The organism is Pontibacillus marinus BH030004 = DSM 16465, assembly GCF_000425225.1.
GTDB lineage: Bacteria > Bacillota > Bacilli > Bacillales > BH030062 > Pontibacillus > Pontibacillus marinus.
Genome location: NZ_AULJ01000036.1, coordinates 1 through 20,145, shown reverse-complemented (window position 1 = coordinate 20,145; position 20,145 = coordinate 1). Strand labels below are relative to the sequence as shown.

Below are 20,145 nucleotides of genomic sequence, written 5' to 3'. Positions count from 1 at the left end.
CTTGATGAACGAACTTAAGAAACAATATCAAGAAGAAGTTGTTCCATCTTTGATGAACAAATTTGAATATGATTCAGTTATGGAAGTACCGAAAGTTGAAAAAATCATCATCAACATGGGTGTTGGTGACGCGGTGCAAAACGCTAAAGCGTTAGATAATGCTGTAGAAGAGCTTGAGTTAATTTCTGGTCAGAAACCATTAATCACAAAAGCAAGAAAATCAATTGCAGGTTTCCGTTTACGTGAAGGAATGCCAATCGGTGCGAAAGTAACCCTTCGTGGTGAGCGCATGTATGAATTCCTTCAGAAGCTTATTGCGGTTTCCTTGCCACGTGTTCGTGACTTCCGTGGTATTTCCAACAAAGCCTTTGATGGCCGTGGAAACTACACACTTGGAGTTAAAGAACAGTTGATTTTCCCAGAAATCGACTACGATAAAGTAAGTAAGATTCGCGGTATGGATATCGTGGTAGTAACTACAGCTAACAACGATGAAGAAGCACGCGAATTATTAACACAATTCGGTATGCCTTTCCAAAAATAAGCCAATCGAGCTTTAAAAGGAGGGAAAATAGTGGCTAAAAAATCAATGATCGTGAAACAACAAAAGCCAGCAAAGTTCAAAGTACAGGAGTACACTCGTTGCGAACGTTGCGGACGTCCACACTCAGTACTACGTAAATTCAAGCTTTGCCGCATTTGTTTCCGTGAACTTGCATATAAAGGTCAAATTCCTGGTGTCAAAAAAGCAAGCTGGTAATCCCCGGATAGGGAAGGAGGTAAACACAAATGGTCATGACAGATCCAATTGCAGATATGCTAACTCGTATTCGTAATGCAAACATGGTACGTCACGAAAAGCTAGAAGTACCTGCTTCTAAGCTTAAAAAAGAAGTAGCAGACATTCTTAAGCGCGAAGGTTTTGTTCGCGATTACGAATTCGTTGAGGATGACAAACAAGGTATCCTACGTATTTTCCTTAAGTACGGTGCAAACAACGAGCGTGTAATCTCTGGTTTGAAGCGTATCTCTAAACCTGGATTACGTGTTTATGCGAAAGCTGATGAGCTTCCACGCGTATTGAACGGATTAGGAGTAGCTGTTGTTTCTACTTCTCATGGTGTACTAACAGACAAAGAAGCACGTCAACAAGCTATCGGCGGCGAAGTGCTAGCTTACGTCTGGTAATAGAATAGAAAGACAGGAGGTGCAAAAGAATGTCTCGTGTAGGATTAAAACTTTTAGAAATCCCTGAAGGTGTTGAAATCAATATCGATGGTGAGACTGTAACAGTTAAAGGACCTAAAGGTGAATTAACTCGTAACATCCACCCAGATATGACAGTTAAAATCGAAGATAACGTTCTAACGGTAGAACGTCCATCTGACAAAAAAGCACACCGTGAATTACACGGTACCACTCGAAGCCTTATCGGAAACATGGTTGAAGGAGTTTCCAAAGGATTCGAAAAGAGTCTTGAAATTCAAGGTGTAGGTTACCGCGCTCAAAAGCAAGGTGACAAAGTTATCGTAAACGCTGGATACTCTCACCCTGTTGAGGTTGAAAAACGTGAAGGTATCGACATTGAGGTACCATCCCAAGCTAAAATCACCGTTAAAGGTATCGATAAAGAGCTAGTTGGTGCGGTTGCTGCTAATATCAGAGCCATTCGCCCACCTGAACCTTATAAAGGTAAAGGTATTCGTTACGAAGGTGAACATGTGCGTCGTAAAGAAGGTAAGACTGCGAAATAATAACCGCTCGTAGGGAACAGAAAGGAGTGACCTAGATGATCACAAAAGCTGATAAGAATGCAGTACGTAAGAGAAGACATGCACGCGTACGTAAGAAAGTAGCTGGTACTCCGGAACGTCCACGTTTAAACGTTTATCGTTCAAACAAGCACATTTACGCTCAACTTATTGATGATGTAAATGGTGTAACAGTAGCTAGCGCTTCTACCATGGAAAATGGTTTCGATCTAGACAACACTAGTAACGTTGAAGCTGCTACAAAAGTAGGCGAACTTGTTGCAAAGCGTGCACAAGACAATGGTTACAAATCGATCGTATTTGATCGTGGTGGTTATCTATATCATGGACGTGTTAAAGCATTAGCTGACGCTGCTCGCGAAGCAGGTCTAGAATTTTAATTGCAAAAGGAGGGACAGACATGAGTACAAACGTTGTAGATCCAAACAAATTAGATCTTGAAGAACGTGTTGTTACTGTCAACCGTGTAGCTAAGGTTGTTAAAGGTGGACGTCGTTTCCGCTTTGCAGCATTGGTTGTTGTTGGAGATAAAAATGGTCATGTTGGTTTTGGTACTGGTAAAGCACAAGAAGTACCAGAAGCAATTCGTAAGGCAATTGAAGACGCGAAGAAAAATCTAATTAGTGTACCAACTGTTGGTACTACTATCCCGCATGAAATCAATGGACGCTTCGGCGCTGGTAACATCTTATTGAAGCCAGCAGCAGAAGGTACCGGAGTTATCGCAGGTGGCCCTGTACGTGCAGTACTTGAACTTGCAGGTGTAGGTGACATCCTATCAAAATCATTAGGTTCAAACACACCTATTAACATGGTGCGTGCGACTCTAAACGGACTTAGCGAATTGAAGCGTGCTGAAGATGTAGCGAAGCTTCGTGGAAAGTCTGTAGAAGAACTGTTAGGATAAGGAGGGAAATCACATGTCTAAAAAATTAGAAATTACCCTCACGCGCAGTGTAATTGGCCGAAAAGAAGATCAGCGTTCAACAGTGAAGGCTTTAGGTCTTAATAAAATTCGCCAAACCGTTGTTCATGACGATACTCCTGCCATCCGAGGAATGGCTGAAAAAGTATCCCACTTAGTAACGGTAAAAGAAGCTTAATAGACGAATAGCGTAAAGAGGAGGTGCTCCAATGAAACTTCATGAACTGAAGCCTAATGAAGGTACTCGTAAAGAACGTAACCGTGTAGGTCGTGGAATGTCTTCAGGTAATGGAAAAACGTCTGGTCGTGGTCACAAAGGTCAAAAGGCTCGTAGTGGCGGCGGCGTACGTCCAGGATTTGAAGGAGGTCAAATGCCTCTATTCCAACGCCTTCCGAAGCGTGGATTCACAAATATTCATCGTAAAGAATTTGCCATCGTTAACCTTGACGCGTTAAATCGTTTTGAAGATGGCACAGAAGTCACTCCTGAGCTTTTACTTGAAACAGGTGTGGTTAGCAAACTTAAATCAGGTGTTAAGATCCTTGGAAAAGGTAACGTTGAGAAGAAACTAACTGTAAAAGCTCAAAAGTTCTCTGCTTCCGCGAAAGAAGCGATTGAAGCAGCGGGCGGTCAAACAGAGGTGATTTAATGTTCCGGACAATCTCCAATTTTATGCGCGTGAGTGATATACGAAGCAAAATCCTATTCACTCTTATGACATTAGTCATTTTTCGCCTCGGAACATTTATCCCTGTTCCGTTCACTGATAAAGATGCCATTAACTTTATGAATGAAAATAACGTTTTCGGTTTCTTGAATACTTTTGGTGGTGGGGCATTGAAGCAATTCTCGATCTTCGCGATGGGAATCATGCCTTACATCACAGCTTCCATCATCATGCAGTTATTGCAGATGGATGTTGTGCCAAAGTTTACAGAGTGGAAAAAGCAAGGTGAAGTAGGACGTCGTAAACTAGCTCAGTTCACCCGCTATGGTACAGTTGCTCTTGCATTCATCCAAGCAATTGGAATGTCAATCGGGTTTAACGCTATGTCTGGTGGGCAACTAATTGCTAACCCTGGCGCAATGAAATTTGCTGTCATTGCAATTGTTTTAACGAGTGGAACAGCATTCTTAATGTGGCTAGGTGAACAAATCACAGCACATGGTGTTGGTAACGGTATTTCAATCCTGATCTTTGCAGGTATTGTTGCTGGTATTCCAACAGCAGTTAACCAACTCTATGAGAAGTATATTAATGGGGCTGGCGAACAATTATTCATAAATCTCGTAATTATTGCATTGATTGCATTAGCTACTGTTTTAATCGTAGTCGGTGTAATCTTCATCCAACAGGCGTTGCGTAAGATTCCAATCCAGTATGCTAAGAGATTGGTTAACCGCACACCAGTTGGTGGACATTCAACGCACTTACCGATTAAAGTAAATGCGGCAGGAGTTATTCCTGTAATCTTCGCGATTTCCTTCATTATTGCACCACGTACAGTGGCTGGATTCTTTGAAGGTAGTAAAATCGCTGATACAGTCCAGTACATTTTCAACTATGAAAACTGGCCTGGTATGATTATCTATGTTGCATTAATCATTGCATTCACGTATTTCTACACCTTCGTTCAAGTTAACCCGGAGCAAATGGCCGAGAACTTGAAGAAACAAGGTGGATATATTCCTGGTATCCGTCCAGGTCAAAACACGGAAACGTATTTAACTCGTGTTCTATACCGACTAACATTTGTTGGGGCGATCTTCTTAGCACTTATTGCTGCTTTACCGATCATTTTAGGCTCTCTAGCTGATATCCCACAAAGTGTTCGTATCGGAGGAACGAGTCTACTCATCGTAGTTGGTGTTGCACTAGAAACGATGAAACAATTAGAAAGCCAATTAGTGAAGCGTCACTATAAAGGCTTCATTAAATAAAGGTTTGTTTTAATAGCAACCAACCAATGAGAGCGAGGGGAACATTTTGAACTTAATCTTAATGGGTCTTCCTGGTGCTGGTAAAGGTACTCAGGCAGAACAAATCGTTGATAAATATCAAATCCCTCATATCTCAACAGGAGATATGTTCCGTTCTGCGATCAAAGAAGGAACACAACTTGGTAAAGAGGCGAAATCCTATATGGATAAAGGTGAGCTTGTACCTGATGAAGTAACCATCGGTATAGTTCGCGAACGCCTTGGTAAAGATGATTGCAAACAAGGTTTCTTGCTTGATGGATTCCCAAGAACGGTTGCACAAGCTGAAGCTCTGGAAAATCTGTTATCAGATTTAGGTACAACACTGGATTATGTGCTCCATATCGATGTTGATACCGAACAACTAGTTGAGCGTTTAACAGGACGTCGTATTTGTCCAACATGTGGCGCGACTTACCATGTTAAATACAACCCTCCAAAAGTGGAAGGTATATGTGACCACGATGGCTCTGAACTCATTCAACGTGATGATGACAAGCCAGAGACTGTTCGCAAGCGCTTGGAAGTCAACTTAGAAAATACAAAACCACTGTTAAACTTCTATGATGATAAAGGTTATCTTGTTACCATTAACGGAGATCAAGACATTGATCAAGTATTCCATGATATCGATGAAAAGCTCGGAGGCTTAGCTTAATGATCATTACCAAAACACCACGCGAAATTGAAATCATGCGTCATGCCGGTAAAATCGTCGCTCTGACGCACCAGGAATTGAAAAAGCATATACAACCTGGTATTACAACCAAGGAGTTGGATGAAGTGGCAGAAAACTTCATTCATAGTATGGATGCAATTCCTTCTTTTAAAGGTTATAATGGGTTCCGTGGTAGTATTTGTGTCTCAGTCAATGAAGAGCTGGTACATGGAATCCCGGGTGAACGCAAACTTAATGAAGGCGACATTATTTCAATCGATATTGGCGCTAAATATAAAGGCTATCATGGAGATTCCGCTTGGACTTATCCAGTAGGCGAGATTGATGAGGCGACCCAGGAGTTGCTTGATGTAACTGAAGAATCCTTATTCAAAGGTTTAAATGAGGCAAAACCAGGCGAACGCCTTTCAAATATATCTCATGCGATTCAAACATTTGTGGAACCAAAAGGATTCTCGATTGTTCGAGAATATGTAGGTCATGGAGTAGGGCAGGAGCTTCACGAAGATCCTCAAATCCCTCACTTTGGGCCACCTAATAAAGGACCACGTTTGAAACCTGGAATGGTTTTAGCCGTAGAACCAATGGTTAACGCAGGTGAGCGATATGTTCGTACGCTTGCTGACAATTGGACGGTTGTAACGGAAGATGGCAAAATGTGTGCCCACTTCGAGCATACTATTGCTATAACAGAAGAAGGTTTTGAGATTTTAACTAAAGCCTAAGTGAAGGTGATCGTTGTTGAACGAAGCAGAGTCGAGTCCACGAATAGGTCAAGTTGTTCGTGTCTTGCAAGGACGTGAAGTAGAACAGTATATGATTATCATCGGGATCGTTGATGATCGTTTTGTGCTGCTTGCAGACGGGGAGAAACGAAAGTATGATCGTCCAAAGAAAAAGAACGTTCATCACATTGAATTCTCAGACTTCGTCTCTCCAGAAGTCCAAAATAGCCTTCTAGAAACTGGTCGCGTAACGAATGGCAAACTACGCTTTGCCTTATCAAAATTTGTGAATGAAGAAGTGACTGCTTTAGAGAAGGGAGATCAACTCGATGGCGAAAGAAGATGTAATTGAAGTAGAAGGTACCGTTGTTGACACATTGCCGAACGCAATGTTTAAAGTGGAGTTAGAGAACGGTCATACCGTTCTAGCTCATGTTTCCGGTAAAATTCGTATGCACTTCATTCGTATTTTACCTGGAGATAAAGTAACGGTTGAACTTTCTCCTTATGATTTAAGTAGAGGACGTATTACGTACCGCTATAAATAGGAATACTCCGATACAAAAGGAGGTATGGATGATGAAGGTAAGACCATCTGTAAAACCAATATGTGAAAAATGCAAAGTTATCCGTCGTAAAGGCAAAGTCATGGTAATTTGCGAAAACCCTAAGCATAAACAAAAACAAGGATAATTCTGAAGGAGGTGCACTGCTGAATGGCACGTATTGCTGGTATTGATATTCCACGTGACAAACGTGTAGTTATCTCATTAACCTATGTATACGGTGTTGGTCACACAACAGCTCAACAGGTTTTAGCTGGTGCTGGTGTAGATGAGAACACACGCGTTCGCGATCTTACTGAGGACGAATTAGCTAAGATCCGTAAAGAATTAGAGAACTTCACTGTAGAAGGTGACCTTCGTCGTGAAAACTCTCTAGACATTAAACGTTTAATCGAAATTGGTTCTTATCGTGGAGTCCGTCACCGTCGTGGCCTTCCACTACGCGGTCAAAAGACGAAGAACAACTCTCGTACGCGTAAAGGACCTCGTCGTACAATCGCTAACAAGAAAAAGTAAAGTAAAGGAGGTAAGCGAATCCTATGGCACGTAAAACAAACACTCGTAAGCGTCGTGTGAAAAAGAATATAGACACGGGAGTTGCGCATATTCGTTCAACATTTAACAACACAATCGTAACGATCACGGACTCCCAAGGTAACGCTATTAGCTGGAGTAGTGCTGGTGCGCTAGGCTTCAAAGGTTCTCGTAAATCAACTCCATTCGCAGCTCAAATGTGTGCAGAAGCTGCTGCAAAAGACTCAATGGAGCACGGTATGAGATCTCTTGAGGTAACGGTAAAAGGACCAGGTGCTGGACGTGAAGCTGCTATCCGTGCACTTCAGGCTGCAGGCCTTGAAGTAACGGCCATTGTTGATGTTACACCAGTACCTCACAATGGTTGCCGCCCACCAAAACGTCGTCGTGTGTAATTTACCTGTATAGAATTTGTCACCCTGTCTATAATGGGTTATGATAGCTAAAACAGCATCGCATAAACACAAATTTATATGTATAGTCAAATATGCATAAACGGGGACTGCCTACCTGAGGAATTTCGGTTAGACAATAGTCTAACCGGGGTTTCGACGTTTTGAAGGAGGGGTTATTTAATGATCGAAATTGAAAAGCCAAAAATTGAAACGGTTGAGATCAGCGATGATGCAACATTTGGAAAGTTGGTCGTCGAACCGCTTGAACGTGGGTATGGTACAACACTTGGGAACTCCTTGCGTCGTATCCTACTATCCTCACTTCCTGGCGCTGCTGTAACTTCCGTGCAAATGGATGGAGCGCTACACGAATTCTCCACGATCGATGGCGTGGTGGAAGATGTAACAACCATCATTTTGAATTTAAAGAAGTTAGCTCTGAAGATTTATTCCGAAGAGTCTAAAACTCTAGAAGTTGATGTACAGGGAGAAGGAACTGTTACGGCTGCAGATATTACGCATGACAGTGATGTCGAGATTTTAAACCCTGAGATCCACATTGCAACGTTACAATCGAATGCTACTCTACGTATGAAAATTACGGCAGAGAAAGGTCGAGGGTATCGTCCAGCAGAAGCAAACAAACACGATGAACAACCAATTGGCGTCATCCCAGTTGATTCCATCTTCACACCAATTTCACGTGTAACCTACCAAGTGGAGAACACTCGCGTAGGCCAGGTGACAAATTTTGATAAGCTAACGTTAGACGTATGGACTGACGGAAGCATTCGACCAGAAGAAGCCGTTTCATTAGGTGCTAAAATCTATATGGAACACTTAAACATTTTCGTTGGACTTACTGATGAAGCACAAAATGCTGAAATCATGGTTGAGAAAGAAGAAGACCAAAAAGAAAAAGTCCTAGAAATGACGATCGAAGAACTTGACCTATCTGTTCGTTCTTACAACTGCCTCAAGCGTGCTGGTATCAACACGGTTCAGGAACTTGCTCAAAAGTCTGAAGAAGACATGATGAAAGTTCGTAACCTTGGCCGTAAATCCCTTGAGGAAGTTAAGCACAAGCTCAACGATCTTGGCTTAGGCTTACGTAAAGACGACTAACGATAGAGTCGTTTGATAGAAGAGTTTCTCAGCAAAGGAGGGAACTGATATGGCTAGAAAGTTAGGTCGTACAACTGACGTACGTATGGCATTACTACGTAATTTAGCAACAGACCTTATTATTCATGAGCGTATTGAAACAACTGAAGCAAAGGCAAAAGAGCTTCGTTCTGTTGTTGAAAAAATGATTACACTTGGTAAGCGCGGAGATCTTCACGCTCGTCGCCAAGCTGAATCATTCCTATACAAAGCGCAAGCAGATGAAGATAGCGAAGAAACCGCTCTTCAAAAGCTATTCTCAGACATCGCTACGCGTTATGAAGACCGTCAAGGTGGTTACACTCGTATCCTTAAAGTTGGTCCTCGTAAAGGTGACGGTGCGAAAACAGCGATTATTGAACTTGTATAATTCTAGTTCGAAAAAGGGCAGGACAGAATCTCTTTTGAGGTTAATCCCAGCCCTTTTTTTATTTATGTAAAATGAAATTTCAGTAGAATTTTCGACAATATTCCCAGGGAAATAAAGTATGAGTTGAGGAGAGGAGGGGGAAAATGGAACGTAGTTTTTTAACGTTTAACAACGTATCGTTCCAGTATAGAGAGGACTACCCATGGGTATTGCAAAACGTTACGCTAAACGTCAAACCAAATGAATGGGTGGCCATTATCGGACACAATGGATCCGGGAAATCAACTATGGCTAAATTAATGAACGGATTATTATTCCCCCAGCATGGTAGTGTAGTCGTTGACGGAGAAGAGCTAGCTGAGGAAACGATCTGGGAAATCCGTAAGAAAGTCGGTATGGTATTTCAAAACCCTGATAATCAATTTGTTGGAACCACTGTAAAAGATGATGTTGCATTCGGTCTTGAAAACCATGGTGTACCACGAGAAGAAATGATTAAACGAATTCAACAAAGTTTAGAAACAGTAGGAATGTCTTCTTATGAAAATCAAGAACCACATCGATTATCAGGAGGACAGAAACAAAGAGTTGCCATTGCTAGTGTGTTGGCTGTGTCACCTGAACTAATCATATTCGATGAAGCGACAGCCATGCTTGATCCAAAAGGTAGACGGGAAATTATGAATACAGTCAATCATCTACGTCGTGAACGTGATGTGTCTATTATCACAATTACACACGATTTGAATGAGGTTGCTATGGCAGATCGAGTCATTGTAATGAATAAAGGTGAAGTATGGCATGAGGGGACGCCACGAGAAATTTTTGCTAAGCAAGCAGAGCTGACAGACATTGGGCTTGATGCTCCATTTGTCACCAAGCTCGCACATGAATTAAAGGATATGGGATTGGATTTAGAAATGGAACCCATAAATCATGAAGAAATGTTGGATGCACTATGCAAATATCATTTAAAAACGTAAGTTATATCTATCAACCCAAAACCCCTTTTGAATACAAAGCCTTGCAAGACCTTTCATTTACAATACCATCAGGATCATTTGTTGCAGTTATTGGTCACACTGGTTCTGGAAAGTCAACATTACTTCAACACTTAAATGGATTATTAGCACCTACACACGGAGAAGTGGAAATTGGAGACTATAAGATTCAGGCTGATGAAAAGAATAAACAGTTAAAATCTTTACGTGAACAAGTTGGCGTAGTATTTCAATATCCAGAGCACCAACTCTTTGAAGAAACTGTCTATAAAGATATTGCTTTTGGACCAACCAATTTTGGTGTGGAGAAAGACGAAATTGATGATCGAGTGGAGCGTACCATTGATTCTGTAGGGTTATCATCAGATATGCTAGAGCGTTCTCCATTTGATTTAAGTGGAGGTCAGATGCGCCGAGTCGCAATAGCAGGCGTTTTAGCGATGGAACCAAGTGTTCTAGTACTCGATGAGCCCACTGCAGGGCTTGACCCTAGAGGACAAAGAGAAATGATGGACATGTTCTATCAACTTCATCGAGACCAGCAGCTTACCACCGTGTTGGTTACGCATAGTATGGAGGATGCTCTCGCCTATGCTGATTATGTCCTGGTTATGGACCAAGGACAACTCTATATGGAAGGTGAACCACTCGAAGTTTTTCATCAAAAAGAAGCTTTGAATGATGTTGGGTTAGATGTACCTGAAATCATCGAGTTTATAACAAAATTTGAACAGAAATTTGATACTTCCATGCAATACACCAACCAACCCCTGTCTCAGTTTGCTGAACAATTAAAGAACAAACTGAAGGGGGGACATCATGATGAATGATTCTATGATTATCGGACAATATGTACCTGGGCAATCACTCGTTCATAGAATGGATCCACGGATGAAAATGACGATCATCTTCTTCTTTGTTATTGTTGTCTTTTTCGCAAACTCTTTTGGAAGTTATGGCTTGTTAACGCTTTTCGCATTTGTGAGCGTAGCTATCACGAGAATACCGCTATCATTTATCTTAAAAGGGCTAAAGCCAGTCTGGTTTTTAATTCTATTTACCTTTTTATTGCATGTGTTTTTTACAAGGCAGGGAGACGTTCTATTTGAGATATTCTCATTCCCTGTTTATGAGGAAGCAATTGAACAAGGAGTTAAAATCTCCTTACGCTTCTTCCTGTTAATTCTATTAACATCCTTACTGACTCTAACAACGACACCCATTTCGATAACTGATGCGATCGAAAGTATGTTTCACCCTTTGAAAAAGGTAAAATTCCCTGTTCATGAACTTGCTTTAATGATGTCTATTTCTTTACGATTTATCCCGACACTTATGCAGGAAACAGAGAAGATTTCGAAGGCACAGGCATCAAGAGGTGTGGACTTTCGTAGCGGCCCAATTAAAGAGCGTGTGAAGGCGATTGTTCCATTACTAGTACCATTATTCGTCAGCGCATTTAAGCGTGCTGAGGACCTTGCTATGGCTATGGAAGCAAGAGGCTATCAAGGTGGAGAAGGGCGCACAAAATTGAGAGAACTTACTCTCACCAAAGAAGATATCGCTGCCCTAGTTTTATTTGTCGTTGTAATGGTCGGTGTCTTTATTTTACGAACGTAGAGGTGTGACGCTTATGGAGCGTGTGTGTTGTGTTGTTCAATACGATGGCACAAACTATTCGGGCTTTCAAATCCAATCCAATTCAAACCGTACGATCCAAGAAAAAATTGAAAAAGCCTTAACAAAAATGCATAAAGGAAAGCCAATGAAAATTATTGCTTCGGGCCGCACTGATGCTGGAGTCCATGCATATGGTCAGGTCTTTCACTTTGATTCAGATTTGTATATCCCTGAGTACAATTGGAAGAAAGGATTACAAACCCTTTTACCGTCTGACATCCAAATTGTAGAAGTGCATAAGGTTTCTATGGATTTTCATGCTAGATATGATACTTCTCAAAAAGAATATCGATACCGTGTGCTTAACACTAAAGATAAAGATGTTTTTAGACGTAATGTTACCTACCATGTTCCCTATGATCTAAATATCGGTAAAATAAAAGAAGCATGTAAGTATATTGAGGGTACTCATGATTTCACGTCTTTTAGTTCAACTAAAACGAGAGTACGTGGAGAACGTGTACGAACAGTATATGAGGCGACCTGTGAAATACAAGGTGACGAGCTTCTGTTTATTTTTCGTGGAGATGGATTTCTCTACAATATGGTAAGGATTTTAGTAGGGACTCTGATTCAAGTTGGGAGAGGGCGTCGTGAACCTGAAGATATACCAGTGATCATGGAAGCTAAAGAACGAACAAAAGCAGGCGTCACAGCTCCTGCTCAAGGGTTGTTTTTATGGAAAGTGGATTATAAAGGTCAGGGGTAGATTATTGGTATATTCTACGGATCCTGAAATTTTAGTAGCAGCATCATCTAGCTCCAGCGCCCAGCGACGTATGGACTTGGGCCCACATGATGTGGGTCAGATCGACGTTGTCACAGGACGTGACGAAATTGGGCCCACACGACGTGGGTCAGATCGGCGTAGTCACAGGATGTGACGAACTTAGCCGATCATCCTTATCCCTTTATTACTCCGTGCGATAAGTCAACATCGAAGCGCCTAAAGGCTCTTCGTGTTTCCTTTATCGCCCTGCGGTTCAGTCCAGTCCATCCGTCGCTAAACGGGCGCTTACGCTTTTGTTTATAAAAACAACGTATCCAGGTGTAACATTCCCTTGACATAAGGTATGTAAGTATTATAATATGATCTATGGCATTTTATTTCATTACCATGATTAGCCCCGGAACTAATTATGTTGATAATAAGATAATCGTTTAAAAGAATGAATGAATATTAGGAGGGAACCGACCATGCGCACAACTTTCATGGCCAACGAAAATAACGTTGAACGCAAATGGTATGTTGTTGATGCTGAAGGTCAAACACTAGGTCGTTTGGCAAGCGAGGTTGCATCTATCCTTCGCGGAAAGCATAAAGCAACATACACACCGCATGTTGACACGGGTGATCACGTGATCCTTGTGAACGCTGAAAAAATTGAACTAACTGGTAAGAAACTAAATGACAAGATGTATTACCGTCATTCAAATCACCCAGGTGGTTTAAAAGAACGTCGTGCATACGAAATGCGCAATAACTACCCTGAGCAAATGCTTGAGCAAGCTGTAAAAGGTATGCTACCAAGCGGAAGCCTAGGACGTGAAATGGGCAAGAAACTTCACGTATATCGTGGACCTGAACACAAACATCAAGCACAAAAACCAGAAGCACTTGAGCTTCGCGGTTAATTAAAAGGAGGTAGACTGAGTTGGCACAAGTACAATACTACGGTACTGGACGTCGTAAAAGCTCAACAGCTCGTGTACGTTTAGTTCCAGGCACAGGCCGTGTCGTTATTAATAAACGTGATGCAGAAGATTATTTCCCATACGAAACGCTACGTGTAATCACTAAGCAGCCTTTAGCTCTAACAGAAACTGAAGGAACTTATGATGTTCTTGTAAACGTTGATGGCGGAGGTTTCACTGGTCAAGCTGGTGCTATCCGTCACGGTGTTGCACGTGCGCTATTAGAAGCAGACCCTGAATACCGCACTTCTCTTAAGCGCGCAGGTTTCCTAACTCGTGACGCTCGTGAGAAAGAACGTAAAAAGTACGGTCTTCGCAAAGCACGTCGTGCGCCACAATTCTCAAAGCGTTAATATGGTTTTTCGCTTACAAATCCCTTGGTCTTTTGACCAGGGGATTTTTTGTGTTTTAGGTTAAGTTAAAGGAACTGTGCAAATGAATATAAATGAGAAATTATGCTCTAACATATTCCACTAAATCCCCCTTATGTGGAAGACTTGGAATCGAGATAAAGTGCGGTGGAGGTCCGTTGCCGGAAAGAGAGTAAGGGGTTCAGGGAAACGGCAATACTCCTGCGGAAGACCGGCCGAGCTTCCTCGTTCGCAAGCTCTCTGCGGGATCTCGTTCGTCCGCAGGAAAGTAACCCATTTCCCAGCACGCCGCACTCCATATAAGCAACGGAACCACCCCGCACCAGCTTATTCAAGATAACTGCATTTTACTGAATAAGTTTACATTAGGTAAATCATCTTTTTTCCATATCAGGTAACTGCCGTGACCTCGAATCGTTCTTATGCATACCGAATAAACTAATACCATTATGGAGGTGATTCGGTATGTCTGTCGTACCAATAGAACGATTACGATTAAACAAACAAATTCAATTTGAACGTAGTTTACTACGCGAACTTACATTACAAGAAGTGCAACAGGATGTCTCACAATCCTTTCAGAAACTTTTTCATTCATATACCGTATTTGAATCTGCCATCCAAGAAGAAGCTATTGAGCAAGCTATGGAGGCTTATTTACTTGGAGCTGAAGCTAGTCAATTTATTTTATCTGGTGACCAAAAAGAGGATGTCATAAATCGTTATGAAGTTGAACTTAATACGATCTCCGCAGACTTTGCGGATTATCTGGATTACTGGCATCATGCAACAGAATCACACTCTTGGTTAATTCAACGAGCAGGAACTATATGTGAGAAATTTTTTAAACGGTGGTGGATGGCAGGCTTGGAGCGTGGTGAAAGAAGAAGGCGCTTAAAGCTTCATTAATGATAATCATAATTCCCATTCTTGTCCCATATATTGGACTGTAGCTACAATTAGGAGGAGACAAGAATGGGAAAAACGCTTAAAATTGCAAGCTGGATCTTAGGACTTTTGATATTAATCGTACTGATCCGATACCCGATTGAAACAAAGGATTCATGGCAAACCTGGTCCCTTCCCCTTGCCGGACAAATCATTGTACTTGATCCTGGACACGGTGGAGTAGATGGGGGTGCCGTTGGTGCGGATGATACATTAGAGAAAGACATTGCCCTACAAGTGTCCAAGCATTTACGTGACTACTTGCAGCAAGCGGGCGCACTTGTCTATTTAACACGTGAAAAAGATGTTGATTTGGCAGACGAAGATATCAAGAGCTTATCTAAACGAAAGTCTCAGGATATACGTAGACGCGTACAACTGATTGATGATAAAGAAGCTGATTTTTTTGTGAGTGTTCATTTAAATGCGATTCCTTCAACGAAATGGCATGGTGCACAATCCTTTTATAATCCAACATCACCAGAGAGTGAAAGGCTTGCGAAGTTTATCCAAACAGAAATTAAACGTAACTTAGAAAATACAACGCGTAATGCTCTCGCCAAGAATAATATGTACCTTTTAAAACAAACAGAGCCACCAGGAGCACTTGTAGAAATTGGGTTTTTATCTAATGTACATGAACGCGATCTTCTTAAAACGGATTCTTATCAGAAGAAAGTGGCTGCTTCAATCTATGAGGGGATCTTGAGGTACGTAACCGAGGAGAAAGTTCCTGAAGGTTCGTAATTCGATTATGAATTCGAAACCTTGTGTGTAATGGTGTTGCCAATATATATGTTATACTAACAATTAGACTATTTCAGTAAAGGTTGGTGGCACACATGGTAACAAAAGAACAAGTTGTGGACTTGCTTCATAAAATTGAAGATCCGCATTTACATAGAACACTTGAAGAAACAGGCGGCATTGGTGAAATCACTATTAAAGAAGAGAAAAATCATGTCAGCGTGAAAATAGCGATTGCGCAACCTAATACAGCTGAGCAAATGCAATTACAACAAGAAATTGTAAACGTTTTAAAAGGTGCTGGAGCAGCAACTGTTGGCTTACGTTTTGAACAATTGCCTGATGAGGTTATTCAGCAATATGCGAATACATCTGGACAATCAGAAGGTGGATCCTTGTTAGAAAGCGGGGATACTACGTTTATTGCTGTGGCAAGTGGTAAAGGGGGAGTTGGTAAATCAACAGTTACCGTAAACTTAGCAACATCCCTTGCTCGTTTAGGCAAAAAAGTCGGTATTATTGACGCGGACATTTATGGATTTAGTGTTCCAGACATGATGGGGATCGAAGAACGTCCTGTAGTACGTGGCGAACATATTATACCCGTAGAGCGATTCGGTGTAAAAGTTATTTCTATGGGCTTCTTTGTGGAGGATAATTCTCCAATTATTTGGCGTGGACCTATGCTTGGAAAAATGCTGACAAGCTTCTTTAAAGAGGTTGAGTGGGGCGATTTAGATTACCTTCTTCTAGACCTACCACCTGGAACAGGAGATGTAGCTTTAGATCTCCATTCTATGCTGCCATCCTGTAAAGAAGTAATCGTCACAACACCACACCCGACAGCTGCATTTGTAGCAGCTCGTGCAGGTCAAATGGCCATTAAAACAGAGCATGAAATTCTCGGTATTATAGAAAACATGTCTTACTTTGAAAGTAAGTTAACTGGTCAAAAAGAATATGTCTTTGGTCAAGGGGGCGGGGACAAGCTCGCTGAACAACTTCAGACGGATATACTCGGAAGGCTACCTCTTCAACAGCCTTATGAAGAGGAAGATGTATTTGCGCCGGGCGTGTACCAGGCTGATCATCCAACTGGTAAGATCTTCTTGTCTGTAGCAAACAAAATGATTAACAAAATGGAATAGCATTAATCAAAAAAGATCCTGCTCAGCAGGATCTTTTTTTGATAAGAGAATTAGGAACTTTCACCCTGGCCACCGTCTTCCTCTTGGCCACCTTCTTCTTTCTTTCCTTCAGATTGCTTTCCACCCTGACTTTTTTCTTGTCCTTCTTGTGATTGTTTACCTTCACCGCCACCAGACTTCATCTCTTCTGCTGCTTTAAGAACAATTTCGCTCATTTTAGCTTTGAACATCGGAGTATTCATTGTTTCCTGAATGGTTTTCTCTAAATGCTCACGGAATTTCTGGCTTGTCATGACTGAGGACATCTGTTTTTCCATTTCTGGATTCTTCATTAGTTCAAGCATACTTTTTTGGAACTGTGAATCATTCATGAGTTCCTTCATTACTTTTTTCTGTTGGTCCGTCATGGATTGAGCAAAGGTTTTCGTGAACTCAGGGTTTGAGAAAAGTTCTTTCCAAAACTTTTTTCCTTTATCGGATGAAACAGTTTCTTCAATGGACTTTTTAACCACTTCAGAATCTAACACAATTTGTTGTTTCATTTTTTGATCCGTTAATACTTGTGTAATGGCTTTTTTTCCTTCATCTGTCTTAAGAATATCGACAACCATTTTCTTTGTGGTCTCATAACCCGTTTGGTCGCCGCCTGATGAATTTCCGGCACAGCCACCAAGTAAAAGTATTATTGCTACTATAAAGGCAAGGCTCCTCATATGTCGCATGAGTACGCTCCTTTCGTATCGATTCCTATGCTTAATATGAGATATCTGTTGAAAAATATACACACGAACAGGAGGAAAAAAGAGCTACTTCATGATAAAATACGGAAGAGTTGCATTATAGACATATCAACATTGAAATCGTTTAATTGGATAAGATAAAAGGTAGGAGGATCATTGTGACGAGTCGAAAATGGGTGCGGTTATTCTTAACGACGCTGCTTTGGGGTGGACTTTCCGGAGTTATTGTTAGCTTTTTTGCTAAAAGTGATACATACGCAAAGGCGTTGGAGCCGTTTAGCATATTTGAAGTATTAGGGTTAATGTTTATGTTTCTTGGCCTAGGGTTTATTTTTAGTGTGATTAGTCAAATGGGTTTTTTCGCTTATCTAACGGTACACCAATTTGGTCTAGGGATGTTCCGTAGAATCTGGCCATTGGTCCAAGTCGTACTGATTGCATTTACACTGTTTGACTTTGTGTATTTCCGTTATAAAGAAGCGGATGGAGAGGTAGCGCTGTGGACTTTCTTTGTTATTCCAATTGCTTTACTCATATATGGCTTAGCTGTGTCGTACGTAAAGGCAAAAGAAACAAACCAAAAAGCATTTATTCCAGCGTTATTCTTTATGGTGGTTATCACTTCTGTAGAATGGATACCAGCTATACGTGCAAATGACCCAAGCTGGATGATGCTTATGCTTGTACCACTTCTAGTTTGTAATACGTATCAGCTCCTTGTCCTTCACCGAATTACAGGTGAGAGTCAAAACAAAACAGAAGCGGCTGACACTACAAATCAAAAGAAGTCTTCTGGAAACGCTAAATCAAAAAAGAAAAAGAAAAAAAAGAAGAAAAAATAAATTCGCATGCTCAGGCATGCGAATTTTTTCATAGTAGATACTCATTTAGTCAATCTCTTCTGACTGAGCTTCCACTTTCGATATCATTTTTGATATGGACACAAACGAAAGTCCCTTATTTTTAATACCAGGTAAGATGGTCTTTAATGCATCATTTGTTTGCTTAACAGAATCGGAAGCATGCATTACAATAATATCTCCCCCGGAAGTTTCCTTCATTACTTCATCCACAATCGTTTGCGTTCCAGGATTCTTCCAATCACTTGGGTTTACATTCCATTTAATAACCTTAAAACCTAACTTATCTGCTAGTGAAAGGACCTCTTTGTTAAAATGGCCGCTCGGAGTACGAAGAAGTTTTATATCTTCATACCCTAACTTTTGAAAGATGTCTTTAGCATATAAGAGATCTTTCCTTACCTGTTTGATATCTTGCTTCACATAGCTTTTGTAACGATAACCCATCATCCCAATCTCGTGATCATTTTTCTTGATCTCTTCTAAGATATCAGGGTGGCGTTCTGCCCACTCTCCACTAACAAAAAATGTCGCTTTAACATCGTGTTCTTTTAAAGTATCTAATATGGGGAAGACCTGCTCTTGTCCCCAACTAATATTAAACGTTAAAGCGACATCCTTACCTTTAGAGCCACTACTAATTAACGCTCTTGGTCCATCATCTGTCGTGAATACAGAAAAAGAACTATCACGCTCAACCCAAAGAAAAATTGCACAAAAAAGGGCAGCAAAGACAACAAGTCCCCATTTTTTCGCACGGTTAACTTTCCATACATAAAAGTGCTGCAAGCTTCCCCTCTCCCTATCCTATAAATTAGTTCCTTATTTTAATCTATGTAGGGGTTGGACAAATATGAACAAGCCTTTTTTATCATTGAAGATAGAAACGGGAGCTTACGCTTTTCTTTTGGTTGTCTATTTTTTAATAAATTACTAATAAATGGGACACAATGTAAGAAAGCCATTTAATTTTATAGAGGTGAGCCAATGTTAGGATTGATGATCAATGAAATCGAGCAAAAAGAAATCGAGTACTTATTAAAAAGAGAAATGGAAGAATTGCTCCTTGACTTGTCAGATTCACGCATCGATCATATTGTCAAAAGAGCAATGGAAGAGAGATATCAAATCCTCTATAACTTATTTCGACGCTTTGTATCGGAAAAAGAAAGTCTCAAATATATTCCTCCGAAGCGGAAGCATAAGTAATATAAAAGTTAATTTAAAACCTTCTCGCACTTAGAGAAGGTTTTTTGATAGAAAAAATAAAGATGATTTTAATGAAGGGGAAGTTGTGTGAATGCCTTGAAATTGAGGATGTAGAGGTATATTCCATTTATTTGAACAAGATTTTTATAAAAAAATCCTCAAATATCCTTGCACAAATATAAAATCCTATGCTATATTATTTTTTGTTGTCAGCAAGGCAACGCAATCACAAAATAACACAGCAAAAACGATTTAATATTTTTTGCAGAAAAGTTATTGACTTTATATCGACACCATGATATATTAAATTGCGTCGCTGAAAGACAGCGCACATTTTGATCCTTGAAAACTGAACGAAACGACATGTTACGTCAATGAATTACTTTTTATTTTTTTAAAGCCAGACATCATTTTGATGCAAAGGCGAACTCTTATGGAGAGTTTGATCTTGGCTCAGGACGAACGCTGGCGGCGTGCCTAATACATGCAAGTCGAGCGCGTGAAACAACATGATCCCTTCGGGGTGATTGTTGTGGATCGAGCGGCGGACGGGTGAGTAACACGTGGGTAACCTACCTGAGAGATCGGGATAACCCCGGGAAACCGGGGCTAATACCGAATAATCGTTGGAACCG

The 20,145-nt window shown here is 40.9% G+C and carries 31 protein-coding genes and 1 rRNA gene; 30 read left to right on the top strand and 2 right to left on the bottom strand.

Annotated features, from left to right (window positions below; all coding sequences use genetic code 11):
- The first annotated feature begins 4 nt into the window (after positions 1-4).
- The 27 genes from rplE (at position 5) to H514_RS0108080 (ending at position 16,701) form a co-directional block, all read left to right on the top strand.
- The gene (gene rplE, locus H514_RS0108210) at positions 5-544 is read left to right on the top strand and encodes a 50S ribosomal protein L5 (RefSeq protein WP_027446526.1); all 540 of its coding nucleotides are present in this window, start codon (positions 5-7) and stop codon (positions 542-544) included.
- A gap of 30 nt (positions 545-574) precedes the next feature.
- Positions 575-760 carry a type Z 30S ribosomal protein S14 gene (locus tag H514_RS0108205; RefSeq protein WP_027446525.1) on the top strand — a complete coding sequence of 62 codons (186 nt, stop codon included), beginning with the start codon at positions 575-577 and terminating at the stop codon, positions 758-760.
- Between the two features lie 29 nt (positions 761-789).
- On the top strand, positions 790-1,188 hold the full coding sequence (gene rpsH / locus H514_RS0108200; protein WP_027446524.1) for a 30S ribosomal protein S8: 399 nt from the start codon (positions 790-792) through the stop codon (positions 1,186-1,188).
- A 29-nt stretch (positions 1,189-1,217) separates the two neighbouring features.
- Entirely contained in the window at positions 1,218-1,754 is a 537-nt protein-coding gene (gene rplF, locus H514_RS0108195) for a 50S ribosomal protein L6 (RefSeq protein WP_027446523.1), read from the top strand.
- 35 nt (positions 1,755-1,789) lie between these two features.
- Positions 1,790-2,152 carry a 50S ribosomal protein L18 gene (gene rplR, locus H514_RS0108190; RefSeq protein ID WP_027446522.1) on the top strand — a complete coding sequence of 121 codons (363 nt, stop codon included), beginning with the start codon at positions 1,790-1,792 and terminating at the stop codon, positions 2,150-2,152.
- A 20-nt stretch (positions 2,153-2,172) separates the two neighbouring features.
- Entirely contained in the window at positions 2,173-2,679 is a 507-nt protein-coding gene (rpsE, locus tag H514_RS0108185) for a 30S ribosomal protein S5 (RefSeq protein WP_027446521.1), read from the top strand.
- A 13-nt stretch (positions 2,680-2,692) separates the two neighbouring features.
- Entirely contained in the window at positions 2,693-2,875 is a 183-nt protein-coding gene (rpmD, locus tag H514_RS0108180; RefSeq protein ID WP_027446520.1) for a 50S ribosomal protein L30, read from the top strand.
- Positions 2,876-2,906: 31 nt separating this feature from the next.
- Positions 2,907-3,347 (top strand): 50S ribosomal protein L15, encoded by a 441-nt coding sequence (gene rplO / locus H514_RS0108175; RefSeq protein ID WP_027446519.1) that lies wholly within the window; start codon positions 2,907-2,909, stop codon positions 3,345-3,347.
- A complete protein-coding gene (secY, locus tag H514_RS0108170; RefSeq protein ID WP_027446518.1) occupies positions 3,347-4,639 on the top strand; it encodes a preprotein translocase subunit SecY in 1,293 nt (430 codons plus the stop codon). Before rplO ends, secY begins: the two co-directional genes overlap by 1 nt.
- A 46-nt stretch (positions 4,640-4,685) precedes the next feature.
- A complete protein-coding gene (locus H514_RS0108165) occupies positions 4,686-5,336 on the top strand; it encodes an adenylate kinase (RefSeq protein ID WP_027446517.1) in 651 nt (216 codons plus the stop codon).
- Entirely contained in the window at positions 5,336-6,082 is a 747-nt protein-coding gene (map, locus tag H514_RS0108160) for a type I methionyl aminopeptidase (RefSeq protein ID WP_027446516.1), read from the top strand. Before H514_RS0108165 ends, map begins: the two co-directional genes overlap by 1 nt.
- A gap of 16 nt (positions 6,083-6,098) precedes the next feature.
- The gene (locus H514_RS0108155; RefSeq protein WP_027446515.1) at positions 6,099-6,434 is read left to right on the top strand and encodes a KOW domain-containing RNA-binding protein; all 336 of its coding nucleotides are present in this window, start codon (positions 6,099-6,101) and stop codon (positions 6,432-6,434) included.
- Positions 6,412-6,630, top strand: coding sequence for a translation initiation factor IF-1 (gene infA / locus H514_RS0108150; protein WP_027446514.1), 219 nt, complete (start codon positions 6,412-6,414; stop codon positions 6,628-6,630). Before H514_RS0108155 ends, infA begins: the two co-directional genes overlap by 23 nt.
- 31 nt (positions 6,631-6,661) lie before the next feature.
- Complete coding sequence (gene rpmJ / locus H514_RS0108145; RefSeq protein WP_003156543.1) at positions 6,662-6,775, top strand: 50S ribosomal protein L36; 114 nt, start codon at positions 6,662-6,664, stop codon at positions 6,773-6,775.
- Between the two features lie 23 nt (positions 6,776-6,798).
- Positions 6,799-7,164, top strand: a complete 366-nt coding sequence (gene rpsM / locus H514_RS0108140) for a 30S ribosomal protein S13 (RefSeq protein WP_027446513.1) — start codon at positions 6,799-6,801, stop codon at positions 7,162-7,164.
- Positions 7,165-7,187: 23 nt separating this feature from the next.
- Positions 7,188-7,577: a 30S ribosomal protein S11 gene (gene rpsK, locus H514_RS0108135; protein WP_027446512.1), complete on the top strand. Its 390-nt coding sequence runs from the start codon at positions 7,188-7,190 to the stop codon at positions 7,575-7,577.
- Positions 7,578-7,757: 180 nt separating this feature from the next.
- Positions 7,758-8,702 (top strand): DNA-directed RNA polymerase subunit alpha, encoded by a 945-nt coding sequence (locus H514_RS0108130; RefSeq protein ID WP_027446511.1) that lies wholly within the window; start codon positions 7,758-7,760, stop codon positions 8,700-8,702.
- A 49-nt stretch (positions 8,703-8,751) separates the two neighbouring features.
- A complete protein-coding gene (rplQ, locus tag H514_RS0108125; protein WP_027446510.1) occupies positions 8,752-9,111 on the top strand; it encodes a 50S ribosomal protein L17 in 360 nt (119 codons plus the stop codon).
- Positions 9,112-9,254: 143 nt separating this feature from the next.
- The gene (locus tag H514_RS0108120) at positions 9,255-10,094 is read left to right on the top strand and encodes an energy-coupling factor ABC transporter ATP-binding protein (protein WP_027446509.1); all 840 of its coding nucleotides are present in this window, start codon (positions 9,255-9,257) and stop codon (positions 10,092-10,094) included.
- Positions 10,070-10,942 (top strand): energy-coupling factor ABC transporter ATP-binding protein, encoded by an 873-nt coding sequence (locus H514_RS0108115; protein WP_027446508.1) that lies wholly within the window; start codon positions 10,070-10,072, stop codon positions 10,940-10,942. Before H514_RS0108120 ends, H514_RS0108115 begins: the two co-directional genes overlap by 25 nt.
- On the top strand, positions 10,935-11,732 hold the full coding sequence (locus H514_RS0108110) for an energy-coupling factor transporter transmembrane component T family protein (RefSeq protein WP_027446507.1): 798 nt from the start codon (positions 10,935-10,937) through the stop codon (positions 11,730-11,732). The genes H514_RS0108115 and H514_RS0108110 overlap by 8 nt, the downstream gene beginning before the upstream one ends.
- A gap of 13 nt (positions 11,733-11,745) precedes the next feature.
- Positions 11,746-12,501 (top strand): tRNA pseudouridine(38-40) synthase TruA, encoded by a 756-nt coding sequence (gene truA, locus H514_RS0108105; protein ID WP_027446506.1) that lies wholly within the window; start codon positions 11,746-11,748, stop codon positions 12,499-12,501.
- Between the two features lie 488 nt (positions 12,502-12,989).
- Positions 12,990-13,427 carry a 50S ribosomal protein L13 gene (gene rplM / locus H514_RS0108100; protein WP_027446505.1) on the top strand — a complete coding sequence of 146 codons (438 nt, stop codon included), beginning with the start codon at positions 12,990-12,992 and terminating at the stop codon, positions 13,425-13,427.
- Positions 13,428-13,447: 20 nt separating this feature from the next.
- Positions 13,448-13,840, top strand: coding sequence for a 30S ribosomal protein S9 (gene rpsI / locus H514_RS0108095; RefSeq protein WP_027446504.1), 393 nt, complete (start codon positions 13,448-13,450; stop codon positions 13,838-13,840).
- 483 nt (positions 13,841-14,323) lie between these two features.
- Positions 14,324-14,767: a DUF2521 family protein gene (locus tag H514_RS0108090; protein ID WP_027446503.1), complete on the top strand. Its 444-nt coding sequence runs from the start codon at positions 14,324-14,326 to the stop codon at positions 14,765-14,767.
- A 66-nt stretch (positions 14,768-14,833) separates the two neighbouring features.
- A complete protein-coding gene (gene cwlD / locus H514_RS0108085) occupies positions 14,834-15,553 on the top strand; it encodes an N-acetylmuramoyl-L-alanine amidase CwlD (RefSeq protein WP_027446502.1) in 720 nt (239 codons plus the stop codon).
- 95 nt (positions 15,554-15,648) lie between these two features.
- The gene (locus tag H514_RS0108080; RefSeq protein WP_027446501.1) at positions 15,649-16,701 is read left to right on the top strand and encodes an Mrp/NBP35 family ATP-binding protein; all 1,053 of its coding nucleotides are present in this window, start codon (positions 15,649-15,651) and stop codon (positions 16,699-16,701) included.
- A 50-nt stretch (positions 16,702-16,751) separates the two neighbouring features.
- On the opposite strand, the gene gerD is transcribed toward H514_RS0108080, so the two are convergent.
- Positions 16,752-17,423 (bottom strand): spore germination lipoprotein GerD, encoded by a 672-nt coding sequence (gene gerD, locus H514_RS22780; RefSeq protein WP_231566580.1) that lies wholly within the window; start codon positions 17,421-17,423, stop codon positions 16,752-16,754.
- A 176-nt stretch (positions 17,424-17,599) separates the two neighbouring features.
- Between gerD and H514_RS0108070 the strand changes: the two genes are divergently transcribed.
- Positions 17,600-18,283: a KinB-signaling pathway activation protein gene (locus H514_RS0108070; RefSeq protein ID WP_027446500.1), complete on the top strand. Its 684-nt coding sequence runs from the start codon at positions 17,600-17,602 to the stop codon at positions 18,281-18,283.
- 45 nt (positions 18,284-18,328) lie between these two features.
- Here the strand turns inward: H514_RS0108070 and pdaB are convergent, their stop codons facing one another.
- Positions 18,329-19,090, bottom strand: a complete 762-nt coding sequence (gene pdaB / locus H514_RS0108065) for a polysaccharide deacetylase family sporulation protein PdaB (protein WP_027446499.1) — start codon at positions 19,088-19,090, stop codon at positions 18,329-18,331.
- Positions 19,091-19,288: 198 nt separating this feature from the next.
- Here pdaB and H514_RS0108060 point away from each other — a divergent pair, with 198 nt between their 5' ends.
- Complete coding sequence (locus tag H514_RS0108060; RefSeq protein WP_027446498.1) at positions 19,289-19,510, top strand: hypothetical protein; 222 nt, start codon at positions 19,289-19,291, stop codon at positions 19,508-19,510.
- A gap of 430 nt (positions 19,511-19,940) precedes the next feature.
- Positions 19,941-20,145, top strand: a 16S ribosomal RNA gene (locus tag H514_RS0108055); the annotation flags it as partial.

Bases quoted from the DNA above. Each gene is read 5' to 3' on its own strand.
- rplQ (WP_027446510.1), top strand. From the start codon at position 8,752: ATGGCTAGAAAGTTAGGTCGTACAACTGACGTACGTATGGCATTACTA.
- infA (WP_027446514.1), top strand. From the start codon at position 6,412: ATGGCGAAAGAAGATGTAATTGAAGTAGAAGGTACCGTTGTTGACACA.
- rpsE (WP_027446521.1), top strand. From the start codon at position 2,173: ATGAGTACAAACGTTGTAGATCCAAACAAATTAGATCTTGAAGAACGT.
- rpmD (WP_027446520.1), top strand. From the start codon at position 2,693: ATGTCTAAAAAATTAGAAATTACCCTCACGCGCAGTGTAATTGGCCGA.
- map (WP_027446516.1), top strand. From the start codon at position 5,336: ATGATCATTACCAAAACACCACGCGAAATTGAAATCATGCGTCATGCC.
- H514_RS0108060 (WP_027446498.1), top strand. From the start codon at position 19,289: ATGTTAGGATTGATGATCAATGAAATCGAGCAAAAAGAAATCGAGTAC.
- rplM (WP_027446505.1), top strand. From the start codon at position 12,990: ATGCGCACAACTTTCATGGCCAACGAAAATAACGTTGAACGCAAATGG.
- H514_RS0108080 (WP_027446501.1), top strand. From the start codon at position 15,649: ATGGTAACAAAAGAACAAGTTGTGGACTTGCTTCATAAAATTGAAGAT.
- H514_RS0108130 (WP_027446511.1), top strand. From the start codon at position 7,758: ATGATCGAAATTGAAAAGCCAAAAATTGAAACGGTTGAGATCAGCGAT.
- rpmJ (WP_003156543.1), top strand. From the start codon at position 6,662: ATGAAGGTAAGACCATCTGTAAAACCAATATGTGAAAAATGCAAAGTT.
- gerD (WP_231566580.1), bottom strand. From the start codon at position 17,423: ATGCGACATATGAGGAGCCTTGCCTTTATAGTAGCAATAATACTTTTA.
- cwlD (WP_027446502.1), top strand. From the start codon at position 14,834: ATGGGAAAAACGCTTAAAATTGCAAGCTGGATCTTAGGACTTTTGATA.
- rpsK (WP_027446512.1), top strand. From the start codon at position 7,188: ATGGCACGTAAAACAAACACTCGTAAGCGTCGTGTGAAAAAGAATATA.
- rpsH (WP_027446524.1), top strand. From the start codon at position 790: ATGGTCATGACAGATCCAATTGCAGATATGCTAACTCGTATTCGTAAT.
- rplO (WP_027446519.1), top strand. From the start codon at position 2,907: ATGAAACTTCATGAACTGAAGCCTAATGAAGGTACTCGTAAAGAACGT.
- H514_RS0108115 (WP_027446508.1), top strand. From the start codon at position 10,070: ATGCAAATATCATTTAAAAACGTAAGTTATATCTATCAACCCAAAACC.
- rplE (WP_027446526.1), top strand. From the start codon at position 5: ATGAACGAACTTAAGAAACAATATCAAGAAGAAGTTGTTCCATCTTTG.
- secY (WP_027446518.1), top strand. From the start codon at position 3,347: ATGTTCCGGACAATCTCCAATTTTATGCGCGTGAGTGATATACGAAGC.
- rplR (WP_027446522.1), top strand. From the start codon at position 1,790: ATGATCACAAAAGCTGATAAGAATGCAGTACGTAAGAGAAGACATGCA.
- rpsM (WP_027446513.1), top strand. From the start codon at position 6,799: ATGGCACGTATTGCTGGTATTGATATTCCACGTGACAAACGTGTAGTT.
- rplF (WP_027446523.1), top strand. From the start codon at position 1,218: ATGTCTCGTGTAGGATTAAAACTTTTAGAAATCCCTGAAGGTGTTGAA.
- truA (WP_027446506.1), top strand. From the start codon at position 11,746: ATGGAGCGTGTGTGTTGTGTTGTTCAATACGATGGCACAAACTATTCG.
- H514_RS0108110 (WP_027446507.1), top strand. From the start codon at position 10,935: ATGAATGATTCTATGATTATCGGACAATATGTACCTGGGCAATCACTC.
- H514_RS0108090 (WP_027446503.1), top strand. From the start codon at position 14,324: ATGTCTGTCGTACCAATAGAACGATTACGATTAAACAAACAAATTCAA.
- H514_RS0108120 (WP_027446509.1), top strand. From the start codon at position 9,255: ATGGAACGTAGTTTTTTAACGTTTAACAACGTATCGTTCCAGTATAGA.